Annotated in this window: 12 protein-coding genes; 6 read left to right on the forward strand and 6 right to left on the reverse strand. The window is 59.0% G+C overall.

Annotation, left to right across the window (positions count from 1 at the left end; genetic code table 11):
- Window positions 1–22: 22 nt before the first annotated feature.
- Window positions 23–925: a LysR family transcriptional regulator gene (locus CD175_RS08415; RefSeq protein ID WP_167399508.1), complete on the forward strand. Its 903-nt coding sequence runs from the start codon at window positions 23–25 to the stop codon at window positions 923–925.
- Window positions 926–1,756: 831 nt separating this feature from the next.
- The gene (locus CD175_RS08425) at window positions 1,757–2,245 is read left to right on the forward strand and encodes a GNAT family N-acetyltransferase (protein ID WP_104448498.1); all 489 of its coding nucleotides are present in this window, start codon (window positions 1,757–1,759) and stop codon (window positions 2,243–2,245) included.
- Between the two features lie 162 nt (window positions 2,246–2,407).
- On the opposite strand, the gene CD175_RS08430 is transcribed toward CD175_RS08425, so the two are convergent.
- Complete coding sequence (locus CD175_RS08430; RefSeq protein WP_104448499.1) at window positions 2,408–2,758, reverse strand: BON domain-containing protein; 351 nt, start codon at window positions 2,756–2,758, stop codon at window positions 2,408–2,410.
- A gap of 387 nt (window positions 2,759–3,145) precedes the next feature.
- Here CD175_RS08430 and CD175_RS08435 point away from each other — a divergent pair, with 387 nt between their 5' ends.
- From CD175_RS08435 to CD175_RS08450, 4 genes are all read left to right on the forward strand, one after another.
- On the forward strand, window positions 3,146–3,604 hold the full coding sequence (locus CD175_RS08435; protein ID WP_104448500.1) for a hypothetical protein: 459 nt from the start codon (window positions 3,146–3,148) through the stop codon (window positions 3,602–3,604).
- 316 nt (window positions 3,605–3,920) lie between these two features.
- A complete protein-coding gene (locus CD175_RS08440; RefSeq protein ID WP_104448501.1) occupies window positions 3,921–5,543 on the forward strand; it encodes a DUF1254 domain-containing protein in 1,623 nt (540 codons plus the stop codon).
- Window positions 5,544–6,187: 644 nt separating this feature from the next.
- Window positions 6,188–6,841, forward strand: a complete 654-nt coding sequence (locus CD175_RS08445; protein ID WP_104448502.1) for a hypothetical protein — start codon at window positions 6,188–6,190, stop codon at window positions 6,839–6,841.
- Window positions 6,842–6,931: 90 nt separating this feature from the next.
- Complete coding sequence (locus tag CD175_RS08450; RefSeq protein WP_007971248.1) at window positions 6,932–7,138, forward strand: co-regulatory protein PtrA N-terminal domain-containing protein; 207 nt, start codon at window positions 6,932–6,934, stop codon at window positions 7,136–7,138.
- A gap of 589 nt (window positions 7,139–7,727) precedes the next feature.
- On the opposite strand, the gene CD175_RS31875 is transcribed toward CD175_RS08450, so the two are convergent.
- The 5 genes from CD175_RS31875 to CD175_RS31880 form a co-directional block, all read right to left on the reverse strand.
- Window positions 7,728–8,357 carry a hypothetical protein gene (locus CD175_RS31875; protein WP_167399509.1) on the reverse strand — a complete coding sequence of 210 codons (630 nt, stop codon included), beginning with the start codon at window positions 8,355–8,357 and terminating at the stop codon, window positions 7,728–7,730.
- A gap of 400 nt (window positions 8,358–8,757) precedes the next feature.
- Window positions 8,758–9,507, reverse strand: a complete 750-nt coding sequence (locus CD175_RS08465; RefSeq protein WP_104448504.1) for a hypothetical protein — start codon at window positions 9,505–9,507, stop codon at window positions 8,758–8,760.
- Between the two features lie 102 nt (window positions 9,508–9,609).
- Window positions 9,610–11,247: a DUF5666 domain-containing protein gene (locus tag CD175_RS08470; RefSeq protein ID WP_104448505.1), complete on the reverse strand. Its 1,638-nt coding sequence runs from the start codon at window positions 11,245–11,247 to the stop codon at window positions 9,610–9,612.
- Window positions 11,244–12,086: a DUF6502 family protein gene (locus CD175_RS08475; protein ID WP_104448506.1), complete on the reverse strand. Its 843-nt coding sequence runs from the start codon at window positions 12,084–12,086 to the stop codon at window positions 11,244–11,246. The genes CD175_RS08470 and CD175_RS08475 overlap by 4 nt, the downstream gene beginning before the upstream one ends.
- A gap of 130 nt (window positions 12,087–12,216) precedes the next feature.
- Entirely contained in the window at window positions 12,217–12,927 is a 711-nt protein-coding gene (locus tag CD175_RS31880) for a hypothetical protein (RefSeq protein WP_276309732.1), read from the reverse strand.
- Window positions 12,928–13,186 lie beyond the last annotated feature (259 nt).

The raw sequence follows: 13,186 nt of genomic DNA on the forward strand, positions 1-13,186 counted from the left end.
ATCCGTATTTTTAGGACAATCCATGCACAGAACAGGAATGACCGAGCTGGAAGTGGTTCTGGCCGTTGCGCGCCGCAGCAGTTTTCGTGGCGCAGCACAGGAGTTGGGCATGTCCACCACCGCCGTGAGCAGCGCGGTGGCCGGCCTGGAAGCGCGCCTGAAGGTGCGCCTGTTCAATCGCTCCACGCGCAGCGTTGCCCTCACCGACATCGGGCAACGCTATGTGGAACGCATCGCCCCTGCGTTGGCACAGATCAAAAGTGCCGGCGAAGAGGCCAGCGTCGGCCCCGACGAACCCAGCGGCACACTGCGCATCAATGCACCGCATGGCGCGGCCTGCCTGCTGCTGGAGCCGCTCTTCAAGCAGTACGCTCAGCGCTATCCCGAGGTGCGCATCGACATCGTCAGCGAATCAAGCATGATCGACATCGTCGCCGGAGGCTTCGACGCAGGGATTCGCCTGGCAGAGTCCGTGCCGCAAGACATGATTGCCGTGGCACTGTCAGGTGACATCCGGATGCTCGTGGTGGCAACGCCCGAGTACCTCGAACGCCACGGCGTGCCCGAGCACCCGCGAGACCTACTGACCCACCAGAGCATCGGCATGCGCATGGCCCACGGAGGCCTCTACCATTGGGAATTGGAGCGCGACGGCCAGAAGCTGCAGATGGATCTGCCGGTGCGCTTGGCCTCCAACGAGCTGCCGGCCATCAAACAGGCCGTGTTGTTGGGCCTTGGCATCGGTTTCATTTCCGAGTGGTTCATCCACGAAGAACTGGCAAGCGGCGCCCTGGTGCCAGTGCTGATGCCGTGGTGCCCGTCGTTTGGCGGATTGAGGCTTTACTACTCGGGCCATCGCTTCGTGCCGGCGCGATTGCGCGCGCTGATTGAACTGGTGCACGAGTTGCGGCCCACTGTGGTTTGATCATGTTTCGCCCCTTATATCGTCGAAATCGTATCTGGAATACCCCGTGGAAACACGCCACCTGTGTCGCTTGCTCCAGGGAACAGCCGAGTGTGATTTCGCAGTCGAGCCACTCATTCTCATACTTGAGGCCGCCGTCGAACTGGCGCCGATTCCGGGGAATGATTTCTGCTGGTCGTATTGGGCTGATGAGTTCAAGACGAAAAGGGGGACAGCACACCGTTGTGGCGTTCATTCGTCCCGGTTTTATGGTGGTTATGCACAAGGGGCGTTCGAGCCTGCCGGGCTCCTCGCGTCCTGGTCTACCAACCTGTGAATGCTGCCACCCTTCGGCCAAAAGTTGCCCATTAGAATGGACCGCTTCCGGCCAATAACAGTCGTTCGGCAGTTGAATCAAGGATGCTTGCCCATCAAATGCCCACGCGCTTCGGGGCTCTCGTTCGGTTGCAGTCATCACTTTTAGACAAAAAAATCCCGCACCAGTCGGGACTCATGGCTAAGCTGCACGCTCTACGCATGGAGGCATTTATGAAGTACACAACAGTTTTACTGGCTGTCGCTTTGCTCGGTGGCTGCTCTTCGTACAATGAGCGCGGCACCGGCGAAGGCGGGAGAGAAATGAGCAACAAGGGCTACACCGTCCGCTGTGACGCGACACCCGCCAATCAGCCAGGCTGCTACACGCCGCCGCCATCGTGGACCTGGTGGCCCTCAGACAGTATCAAATTCAAGTTGGGCGCGAACTGACACGCCCCTTCGCAACTCAGGATGACCCTGCGCCAGCCTTGGGGCTCAGCTAGAGTACTGATTCATGGAGCTTAGAGACGAGCAATGAAACTGAACCACAGGCCAGTGAAGGCTAGCGACGTAAAAATGATCTGCGGCTTTCCTCAGAACGCTCAAGAGTTGTATTTCATGTTTCCGAAGGCGCACTTCCCGCTAACGGAAACGCAGTTGAATACCGCGATCTCCCAACGCTTCGACTCTACCGTCGTGGAGATCAATGGGACTGTCGTTGGGTTTGCCAATTTCTATCGAGCTGAACGCAATGGCGTTTGCTGTATCGGCAATGTCATCGTCTCGCCGAGCGCCCGGGGCGAAGGAGTGGCCACGTTTATCGTGGAAACGATGACCGGTTTGGCATTCGAGCGTTACGCAGCCAACGAGGTGCAGATTTCCTGTTTCAACGAAAACACGGCAGGGCTGCTGCTCTACCCCAAGCTTGGATTTGTGCCTTATGCCATTGAGGAGCGACCTGCTTTGGGAAACGGCCGATCGGCCCTCATACACATGACGCGCAGCAGAAGCTCGATCGGTTGAATACACGGTCGTTACCCTGGATGACAGGCAGAAAACGGCCTAAGCAGCCAGTCGGAAATGTCCACGAAACCATGGGCGTTTCACTCTGGGGCACACAGGCATTCAGCTTCCCTGCGCTCTCGGTTCCCGACTGGGAGCGCGGCGCCTACAAAGTTGCCATTGTCATTTGTCGTCCATCTTTGTTGACGATTGTGGACGGCGCTCAGTGCTCTCTTCGGCGTTGGGTGCTTCTGGAAAACTCCCTGGCGTGAACACATGGGTCTGCAGGTCGCTGGCATCGACTTCGGCGACACCATGAACCGAACGGGCCAGATCCATGACCTGTTCACACTGTCTATGAGTGTTGACGCGGCCGCTTAACCCCACTATGCCCGCATGGGTCTTGACATTGATATGCAGGCTAAGGGTCGGATCGGAAAATGCCAGGGTCGACTTCACCTTGGCGGTAATCCATGCATCGTGAACGGCCATTTCCAGACCATGAGAGTAATGCTGGAAGGAGTGAATTTTCATGGCTGAACCCTCTCTCGAGTAATCAGACGTATTGTCCATCCCTTTTGCTGTGCTGCCCTCTGCCTGTCAGGTGAACGCTAACTATGGATACCTGATTCGTCTTGGAGCGCTCGCCACACAAACATTGACAGACATTAATTATAGTACGGCCGTTGCCTGCGGTCAGAGCGCTGTCCCCGTGAACGTCCGCCCTGGTCGCTTTGTGCCAGGCGCAATACCTGCAGAGCCTCCAGACAGTCCGTGCTTGGCCGATTACTACCTGTCACCACCTTCGGCTTTGGGTCCATTTCAGCCGGTGGAACATTTGAGTGGCCGGGCCAGCCAATCATGCGTTCTATTCAGGCCCCTGCTAGCATCCCCCCTCCAAAAACGATTGAGCTACTCCTCATGCTACGGATTGCAGCCACGTCTTTATTTGCCATGCTCATCTCCCAGCCGGTCCTGGCGAAACAAGTCTTCCAATGTGCAGGCGCGACCGTGACCATTGCCGTCGATGCAACCACACCCCGGCGTTCCACAGAGGGTGCTGACGTCATACTGAGTGTGGAAAAAGGTCCCCGGTCAACGCTTCTGCGTTACAGCAACTTCGATTTCATTGGCGGAACATGCGACACGGACAGGAACGGTTCTCCCCGAATCGTCTATCAGGCTGTCTGTAGCGGTTCCGGTTGCTTTGATTTGTCGAACTGGGGTGTCATCGACCCGGACACTCTGCAGGCATTGCTCGTTCCCGCAAATGACAGCCTGGAGGCTGCTGAACGTTTACTCGGCCACCCTCCCGTTCTCGCTGGCGACAAGATGAGCGTCAGCCGTGAAGCCCATGAACCGGGATTACCCACACCCTAGAATGATTCTGTCTGGCGGCTATCGGCCGGTTGCCCCCCTTCGAGACAGGCAACAATCGACCAACAGTTGACGCTGGCTGGAGCGATGGCAAATGTGCACCTATGCTTGGGTCGGCTGGAAGAACTGATCGAGCATTCCGTGCTGCTCCGTCACCTGCGCGCAATATCCGCCAAAGGTCATCCGGGCGTATCAGTTTCAGCAGACCTCCGATGATCTGGAACCAGGCTGTGGTTTGCCTGGCTTTCGAAAGTCTTTGCGCCATGCCCTTCCTCAGTTTGAGTCATCAATACTTCAAACTTCCCCCCGGGAGACACCCATGGCGCACCTTCTCAAACCCATCGCCGTACTCACGTCCTTTTTTACCCTGATGTTGCCGGTGCTGACCTCGGCGCAGGCGGCCACCGACATTCCACCCGCCGTCAAGACGCCGGACCGTGTAGAGACCCGAATCGGCGTGCTGGAATTCAAGGATGGCGCGCCCAGCGCCGAAACCGCTCGGAATGTCTACGACACACTGGCGTTCACACGGGGTGTCGATGCCTTCGTGAACAGTTTTTCCGGCGCCTCGGCCTATGCGATTCGCGAGGGTTTCCACAGCATTGGCGCTGAAGACAACTCGGTGGTGATCTTCTCCGAGCTGATGGACTCCAACTCGCTCTTTCTCACGGCCAACGCCGATACTATCTACACGGTAGCCACGCTCGACCTGACGAAAGGACCACTGGTGGTTGAGGTGCCACCCAAGGCCCTCGGCACGCTCAATGACATGTGGTTTGGCTGGATCATCGACATCGGCGCGCCCGGACCTGATCGCGGTGAAGGGGGTAAATACCTGATTCTGCCGCCCGACTACGAGGGTCCTGTTCCTGATGGCGGTTACTTTGTCGGCCGCTCCAAAACCAACCATGTCCTCTACGCCGTTCGCGCCTTTATGGAGAACAACGACCCGAAACCTGCCGTTGATCTCATCAAGGAGAAACTGAAGATCTACCCCTACACACCGGGTGGCCACGGCACCAGCATTGCCACGGCACTCGAAGGCAAAATCCGCTTGGAGCCCATCCCCCCGATACCGCCAACGAAATTCATCGAGGGCAGTGGCAAGTCCTTCAACACCATCCCGCCTAACGATTTCTCCTACTTCGAGATGCTCGACAAGCTTGTACAGCTGGAACCCGCCACCTCGTTCAGCCCGGAGCTCATGGGGCAATTGGCGGCCATTGGTATCGTAAAGGGCAAACCCTTTGCTCCGGACGAGCGAATGAAGAAAATCCTCAGCGACGCGGCAGCCGTGGGTAACGCCGCTGGACGAGCGCTGAACTGGCGTGGCGCCGAGTATCCCGGCTGGGCCTATTACCCGAACTCGATGTGGGCCAACATGTTGTGGCAAGGCGGTTTCAATTTTGAAACACCGCCGCCGTTGATCACCAAGGAAGGCTTGTTCAAGGCATTGCCACCGACTGGCGCGCGCACGCTTGATTCGCGCACGGCCTTCTACTACGGCTACACCATGGATTCGCCGGGCATGATCATGCGCCTGCCCAACGTGGGCTCGCAGTACCTCATGGGTTTCACTGACGCCGACAAGAATCCCTTCGATGGCGCAAAGACCTATAAGGTGACCCTGCCACCCAAGATCCCTGCGGCGAAATTCTGGTCCTTCACCGTCTACGACAACCAGACGCGCTCCATGCTCCAGACACCACAGCGCTACCCCCGTGCCGGCAGTCAAACCTACCCGTCACCGGCGGCCGTCGAAAACGCGGATGGCTCCATGACCATCTACTTCGGCCCTTCCAAACCTGCGGACGCCAAAGCCGGCAACTGGATACAAACCATGCCGGACAAGGGCTGGTTCATGCTCCTGCGCCTCTACAGCCCCCTTGAGTCGTTCTTCACGAAAGAGTGGCGCCCGAGCGAGGTCGAACTGGTTCGGTGAGATAAACACAGTACGGTCAGCACTACTTCCCAGTCGGTGCTGACCGCCCTGTTAATGCCGACGCAATCAACTGTCCGGAATGTGCTTTTTTCGAGGGAAAAATGGCAGTGCATTGACCTGGTTTTTTACCCCGACCAGGGCTTTTTTGATGGCCGATTGGCTTATAACCCCCGATTTTTACCCTGGAATATGGAAAAAAAGACGAAAAAATCGACGGGGCTTTCATACGCCTCCCGACTCGCCGAAAGCCAGTCATGGTGCTGGCTGCGCCCTCCAGTGATGGCAATGTGCGACCAGTTTCGGCACTGCCGTTGGTCAGCAAAATTGATCAAAAAATGAACGCAGACGGCTTTTTTCGTTCAGAATACGCAACAAGTCACACGGGCTCCGATGCTCAGCTGACTCAAGAAGCGGAAGTTAAACCTCATATAGACGCCCAGTGCGAATGAGGTTTTTTGTTACCTGAAAATGGAACTAACCGAATGATCAAAAGTTCATTCGCTAAACTCGCTTTTTTCTTCGCAGCAAAATGCCGCAAGATTAAATAATAGAAATTGCTGGATCCTGACTGCAGTCAGCAACGGATAAATTCAACTAGCCGTGCTGAAGTCATGTTGATCCACTAAGAGTACAAAGAGGTAATCATGGAACTTGGTATACTGACTTCGCCAGCCGCGGAATATATTCGCTTGGGCGTTGTTTATTTCCATCTTATCGCCTGCTGCGTTGCAATCGGGCTTGTGTTGACCAGTGACATTGCAATGGTCAAGCAACTCCTGAAGGGGGATGTGTCGGGTCACCATGATGACGCGCATATGGAAAGCCTTCAAAAAACCGTATCGCTTGCACTTGTAGCGCTTTGGATTACAGGCATTGCTATTGTCGGAATAGATTATGCCGGCAAGGGGATGGAATATTTCCTCAATCCAAAGTTGCAAGCCAAAATCGGCATCGTTGTGCTGTTGACCTTTAACGGTTTCCTGTTGCATAGCGCTGTATTGCCGGCACTGAAGAAAGCCGGTTCGATACTCAAACTCTCCTTCAACCTGCGCATGCTGGCGCTGTTCTCAGGCGCGCTCTCCGGTGTGTCGTGGTTCTATGCCGCCATGCTCGGTGTCGGTCGTCCGCTGGCCTGGAAATACTCGCTGGTCGAGTTACTGGCGGCCTATCCGGTTCTCATCGTCGGTGGCTTTGGAATGATGGTGCTGCTCACCGTCTGGGCGAAAAACAAAAACGCTGAAGGCCGTATGGAGCAAGGCACCTGGGGAACCAGAAACGCCGCTCTGGCTGGCTGGTGAAGTCAGGTTGAACAAGCCCGTTCAGCCTCAGCCAATGAATTCCGTTTTTAACTATTTACCTATCTCACTTTCTCACTTGAGGATATCCAAATGAAATCCATGAAAGCTCTGTTCGTAATCGCCGCGCTGACCGCTTCTTCTCTGGCGATGGCCACCGGTGGTGGTGACAAGACATTCAATCGCATGGAGTCTGCCCGCAAGGTCTCGATGGAAGCCTTCCAGGTTGCGCAGAAGCAGAAGGCTGAAGCCGCTGTAGCTCAAAGCAAGGCCAAGGCAAGCAATCGCAGCAACGGCTGATCCGTGTAGCGCGACCGCGCAACACGATGGCAAAAAAGGGACTTCACGGAATCCCGGGGCACACAAATAACGAAATATCCGTGTAGGAGCTGCCGCAGGCTGCGATCTTTTGATCTTGCTTTTGCGATCTGAAAATTGCTGAAGATCAAAAGATCGCAGCCTGCGGCAGCTCCTACAGGTATCGGTGTTCCCCGCCATTACGTGAATAACCAAAAAAAGTCGCAAACCCTGCAGGGTTTGCGACTTTTTTTCGATACGACCTTCAACTTCCCGGGACGTTTTCTACGGGTATGCCTGCCGTTGCGTAGCGTGCAGGCCTAGTTCTGTACCTCAACCGCGTCGACATCCGGCGCGTCTGGAGCATCCTCGGCATCTGGTGCGTCCGGGGCATCCGCCACATCCTCTCTGGCTTCCCTCGCCTTGGCCTTGGCCGCCTCTCTGGCCGCGTTCGCATCAGCTTTGGCGTCGTTCCGGGCAGCATCTGCCGCAGCCCGGGCTGCATCTCTGGCTGCATCTGCGTCTGCCTTGGCAGCGTCCCTGGCGGCATCTGCAGCGGCCCTCGCAGCATCTCTGGTTGCATCTGCACCCGCTACACCTGCGGCTTTTGCAGCGTCACGGGCAGCATCCGCCGCAGCTCTGGCGGCATCTCTGGTTGCATCTGCATCCGCTTTCGCAGCATCCCGGGCCGCGTCTGCATCAGCTCTGGCAGCGTCTCTGGCTGCATCTGCGTCATTTTTGGCAGCGTCCCTGGCTGCATCTGCGGCATTGTTGTCAGCCCTGTCAACCTTATCGGCCTTGTCAGCCTTGTCAGCCCTATCGGCCTTGTCAGCTCTATCAGCCTTGTCAGCTCTATCAGCCTTGTCAGCCTTATCGGCCTTATCACCACGTGCATTGCCTGGGCCTGCGTTTCCGGCCATACCACCATGGTCAGCATCGCCGCGCCCCATGCCGCCATGTCCTGCACCACCATCACCGCCACCATCGCCATGGCCACCGCCAGCGTTACCGCCTGCGCCATTACCACCGTGACCACCGCCTCCGGAGCCTCCATTGCCGGAGCCACCGCCGCCGCTACCACCAGCACCGCTGCCACCGTGGCCACCTCCGCCGTCACCACCATGACCGCCGCCTCCGGAGCCTCCGGAGCCACCGCCGCCACCACCGTGACCGCCACCGCCTCCGTTACCGCCCCCACCACCGCTGCCGCCATCTTTGGCATACACGCTGGAGAAGCTACCGACGTAATCGGGCACCAGCACAGTCGATGCAGACAGGACTGCGCCAATTGCCAGGGCCAACAAACATTTTTTGAGAAGCATGATGCACCTCCGCTTGGAGTTGCGTAGTCATGTCCGTATCGAACGCAATGTCCAGTGAGTTCCCGGCCGCCCATTGGAGCGGCCAGCCAACCGGCACGGCCATTAATTTGCAGCAAAAACAAGCAACTGCGGTTCCGAACGATCCTTCAGAGCCAGTCGGCATCCGTACGTGGGAAATTTTCCCACACCTTTAGATTAGGCCTGTCAGCCCCTGTGTCAACGACCGACCATCCGGACTGAAGCAGGCGCAGGCTGGGGTTGAGACGAAGAAACGCCTCCGGGCCGGGAAACAGGTGGGTATCAGTAGGTGTGGGTGAACACCAGTCCAGCCTCGCCATCCGGGCTGGCGTCGGAAAACCCCTTGACGGCATATAACTGAAATTTCCAGTTCTGATTGAGCTTGTGGGTGAGGAAGAGAGTGAGTTCCTTGATCTGGTCGCCCGTGGAGACAACCTTCTGCCGCCAGTCGTAGGACACCCCCGCTGTGGTGCGCGCGAATACGGGCATGGCGAAGCCCAGGCCGGCAAATATCGGGTTGTCGAAGTCGGAGCCCGACGGATCGCCGTATTTTTTCCAGCCCAGCGTGGCGAACCCGGTCACCCGGCCGAAGGCTTTGGCGACATCGACCTGGGCGGAATAGTCGGTTTTGCCGGTGCCCAGGCACTTGTCTTCGTCGGCGGTGGGCAACTTGACCTTGCCGATCAGGTCTACGAACAGCCCGCCAATATTGCCGTCAAGCACGGCATAGTCGGCACCGGCGACAGTGTCGCCCAAACCGCTTTCCACTTTGCCGCAGCCGCCGGGCAATGGCTCGCCGTCAGGGCCCACCGAAGGATTGGTGATGCGCAGCCAGGGCACAGTGAGCTTGTAGGTCATGGGACCGGTTTCGTATTTGCCCACCAGCGGGACGTACCAGGTTTCGGAAGTAGTGCCGGTGCCATAATCGCCCCGGGAGTAGTCGGTTCCGATCGAGGTCGAGAAGGTATCGGCCAGGGCCGGCAAGGCCAGGCTGGCCAGCCAACCGACGAGCAGGATGCGCTTGGGGTCCATGTTCACCTCGTGTCTTGCGTCATCGAAGTCCACACGCAGGCTTTGTTGCGTGACTTACACAGCCTAGTGACTTATGGCGCAAGTGCATCATGCCTTTACGGTTTAACCCGACTTGCCAGAGCGGTCGACTTTTTCAACTTTCTCCACTTTTTCAACTTTTTCGACCTTCTCGACTTTCTCCGGACGATCAACTTTGTCGACCTTCTCAACCTTTTCTGGCCGATCAACTTTTTCGACTTTCTCCGGACGTTCGACCTTTTCGACTTTCTCTACCTTCTCTACCCTCTCCACTCTCTCGACCTTGCCGGATTGCTCGACCTTCTCGACACGCTCTGACTTGCCGGACTTGTCCACGTTCACGTCCACGCGTTCGATATTGTCGCCACCGCCATGACTGTCATTGCCCCCGTGGCGAGTATCGTCGACAACGCTCTCGGAGCGGCCGCTCCGGTCACTGCCCGAGTTCCCCGAATCCCCCGAGTGACCGGAGCCGCTGGAGCCGCTGGAGTCGCTTGAGCCGCTCGAGTCGCCGGAGTTGTTGAAATCGTCCGAGCTGCCCGAATGGCCCGAACCACTTGAATCGTCCGTGTTTTGCTCACTGTTTCGAACCCGCCCGTGCTGGTTGCTGGCGGGTGAATCGGAGCGCTCGCGAGGCAATTCGATACGCGTGGCCTGTACCTCCCGTGCGCCGCTGAACACGCCGGTGACCCGCACACGTCGATCCAGCGTCAGCTGCGAAGACTGCACACCGACAAACACGGTGTCGCTCGCCATCGTCACATTAAAGCCACCCACCACCAGGCGACGGTCCTGCCGGCCCTGTACCAGGCCCTCGATCACCGCATTGTGTGCCCGGCCAATGAAAGGCAGGCTCGGGTCGGGGCGACTCTGGCTCACCTCCAGTTCGCGGCCCGACCACTGGCCGCGCACCAGCATTTCCTGCGCCGGTCCCGGACGGTTGCCGAGTTTGAGCCCCAGCAGATAACCGCTGCGATCGACCGGGCCGATGGCGCTGGCCTCCTTGAGGCCGGGAGCGCGGTCGATGCGGCTGGCCACCACTTCACCCCGGGCATCGCGCAGCCCGCTGACCCGTACGGGATCACCCGCACGCAGGCCGGGAGCGACTTGAGCACCGTTGGCCAGGCGTACCGGTTGGCCCATGACGCGCATGGGCATGGAGTCTCTGGGCAGGGCTGTCAGAGGGCCTTCGTAGGCATGCAGGATAGCAATGCGCCCGGCCTCCAGACCGCGCCGGGAATTGAACGCTTCCACGGCAACCACCTGACCTACTGCCAGGCGGGTGCTGGTGGCGGCAATGCCGTTCTCGCTGACAGGCACGTTTTTGTTGAAGTGCACTTCCACGCCATTGACGCAGATCGAGGCGAACCCGGTGATGGTGCCGACAATGCCGGTGCCACCGATCCCGCCGTTGTCGTTGCTGATGCCCGTGCCGCCCACGCCGCCGGCGACGGCACCGGTACCGCCAATGCCGCCTGGGCGCTTGTTCAGGGGTGCGCCGGTACCGCCCACTCCGCCGTTGTCGGTGTCGATGCCAGTACCGCCCATGCCGCCAGGCGCCGCGCCCGTGCCGCCGGTGCCACCCGGAGCCTCTATGAGCGGCACTTCACTGTTGCCCGCCTCATTCTGGCTGACACAGGCCGGCGCGGCTTGCAACACAATCGGAAGCCCGAGGCCCAGAGCGAGGGCGGCTGCTCGAATCAGGCGCAGATTGACGGTCATGGCTTGGGAGCCGGCGGTGAGTTGGGATCGGAAGCTTCAGTGTAGAAGTACAGGCCGACCGTGATGCGCTGACGCGGTTCGGGGCTGGGCAGGTCGCGAAATTCCAGCTCGGCGGCGAGTCGGTTGAAGCTCAACAGAGCCTGCATCCCCTCGCTGGCAACGGCCTCGCGCAGCGCCTCGACGCTCATCGGGGCCAGTGCGTCATAGTGGACGCTGCGTTCAAAAAAGGCCGGACCTTCGCCGCTCAAGTTGTGTACTGCTGCGCAGGCATGATCGTGCAGGTTATGCCCCAGGTAAGCCGCTTTCTCATCGAAGCCCTTTTGCGGCACGAAGGCCTGGGCTTCGAGGTGCACACGCTCTTGCTCGTCAAGGCGCACGACGCCCAGGCGCAGCCATTCGTCCAGCACCACCCGCGCCCGGATGTCCGTACTGACCTTCGCCACCAGGGCATCAAAGGAGCGGTCGCCGCCGACGCTGGCCAAACGAGGCAGCGGCAATGGCTGGCCGGCGTCGTCGCAGAAGGGTGCGCGGGTCCAGGCATTGACCAGTTGCGCACCGAAGGTGATGTTTTCCGGAAGCGTGGAAGTGGCGGGGTCGCCGCTGTTGCGCAAACGCCGCACGTCCTTGCGGTGCACGCCGGTGAGCAGGCTGATGCGGCTGTCGGTTGGCGCCTTGTCGTCCAGACGGAACTCACGGTCCGCCACATCGACGAAAACCTCCTTGAGCAGGTCGGCGAAAACCAGGTACGTGACGCCTTTGCGCAGCATCAGGCGTACCAACGGCCGCATGACATGGCGCAGGGCTTTGAGGAGCGAGGTGGGCAAGGTAGATGATTGCATTCAGCGCATTCCCGGACAGTTAACCCCAGTATAGCTGCGTGGGAAATAATCCCATGAATGCAGGCCGTATTTTTTGCGTGCCCCCATGCAAAACCGGTTTCCCGGGTTTTGCATGGGGTATCAGGCCGCTTCAGGTCCGGCTGTTGTCGTCGCCGGGTTCGCCGCCGGTGTGGACGCCATTGTCGTCACCCGGCTCGCCGCCCGCGTGAACACCCTTGTCGTCACCCGGCTCGCCGCGGGCGTGAACACCCTTGTCGTCACCTGGCTCGCCGCCGACGTGAACGCCATGGTCATCGCCTGGCTCGCCGCCGACGTGAACGCCATGGTCATCACCTGGCTCGCCGCCGACGTGGACACCATGGTCGTCACCCGCTTCTGCATGGGTGCCACTGCGACCGGAGTTCGAGTTTCCAGTACCGGCATGGCCTGAATTCCCATTGCCATTCCCATGGTCGCTGCCGCTATGGCCACTGTTGCCGCCATTGCCGCCATTGCCGCCATTGCCGCCGCTGTTACCACCGTGGCCGCCACTGCCGCTACCGCCACCGCTGTTGCCACCGTGGCCGCCACTGCCGCTACCGCCACCGCCGTTGCCACCGTGGCTTCCACCACCGCCACCGCCGTTTCCGCCGCCACCGCCGTTGCCGCCACCGCCACCGCCATTACCACCACCACCACCACCACCACCACCACCACCACCACCACCACCACCACCACCATCCTTGGCATAGGCAGTCGCGTCATGGGAAATGGAGTCCGGTACCAAAACGACGGAGGCCGACAGGACGCCACCGATTGCCAGCGCCAATAAACCTTTCTTGAAAAGCAGGTAAGTGTTCATCGTGCATTCTCCTGGTGATTTACCGCGAGCAGTGTCAACGCGATCCGCGTTGCAATCCGGGAGCGGCATGGGAGTAAGCTTTGTTGTTTATCCTGAAATCTTGGCGTGGGATTTTTTCCCACTCGATGAAAGCTAGCCCTTTCTGGCTCCGGGTCAACCCGCGCAGCAGAAAGCCGACCGACGGTGGGACGCATCAGCACCCGGCGTAAATGGATAACGCTGTGTGAAAGCAATCGAATCATCGGCAGAACGCCAATGG

This window comes from Pseudomonas laurylsulfatiphila, from assembly GCF_002934665.1.
Classification (GTDB): domain Bacteria; phylum Pseudomonadota; class Gammaproteobacteria; order Pseudomonadales; family Pseudomonadaceae; genus Aquipseudomonas; species Aquipseudomonas laurylsulfatiphila.

Bases quoted from the DNA above. Each gene is read 5' to 3' on its own strand.
- CD175_RS31880 (WP_276309732.1), bottom strand. From the start codon at position 12,927: ATGAACACTTACCTGCTTTTCAAGAAAGGTTTATTGGCGCTGGCAATC.
- CD175_RS08470 (WP_104448505.1), bottom strand. From the start codon at position 11,247: ATGACCGTCAATCTGCGCCTGATTCGAGCAGCCGCCCTCGCTCTGGGC.
- CD175_RS08415 (WP_167399508.1), top strand. From the start codon at position 23: ATGCACAGAACAGGAATGACCGAGCTGGAAGTGGTTCTGGCCGTTGCG.
- CD175_RS08450 (WP_007971248.1), top strand. From the start codon at position 6,932: ATGAAATCCATGAAAGCTCTGTTCGTAATCGCCGCGCTGACCGCTTCT.
- CD175_RS08425 (WP_104448498.1), top strand. From the start codon at position 1,757: ATGAAACTGAACCACAGGCCAGTGAAGGCTAGCGACGTAAAAATGATC.
- CD175_RS31875 (WP_167399509.1), bottom strand. From the start codon at position 8,357: ATGCCAAAGATGGCGGCAGCGGTGGTGGGGGCGGTAACGGAGGCGGTG.
- CD175_RS08430 (WP_104448499.1), bottom strand. From the start codon at position 2,758: ATGAAAATTCACTCCTTCCAGCATTACTCTCATGGTCTGGAAATGGCC.
- CD175_RS08445 (WP_104448502.1), top strand. From the start codon at position 6,188: ATGGAACTTGGTATACTGACTTCGCCAGCCGCGGAATATATTCGCTTG.
- CD175_RS08465 (WP_104448504.1), bottom strand. From the start codon at position 9,507: ATGGACCCCAAGCGCATCCTGCTCGTCGGTTGGCTGGCCAGCCTGGCC.
- CD175_RS08440 (WP_104448501.1), top strand. From the start codon at position 3,921: ATGGCGCACCTTCTCAAACCCATCGCCGTACTCACGTCCTTTTTTACC.
- CD175_RS08475 (WP_104448506.1), bottom strand. From the start codon at position 12,086: ATGCAATCATCTACCTTGCCCACCTCGCTCCTCAAAGCCCTGCGCCAT.
- CD175_RS08435 (WP_104448500.1), top strand. From the start codon at position 3,146: ATGCTACGGATTGCAGCCACGTCTTTATTTGCCATGCTCATCTCCCAG.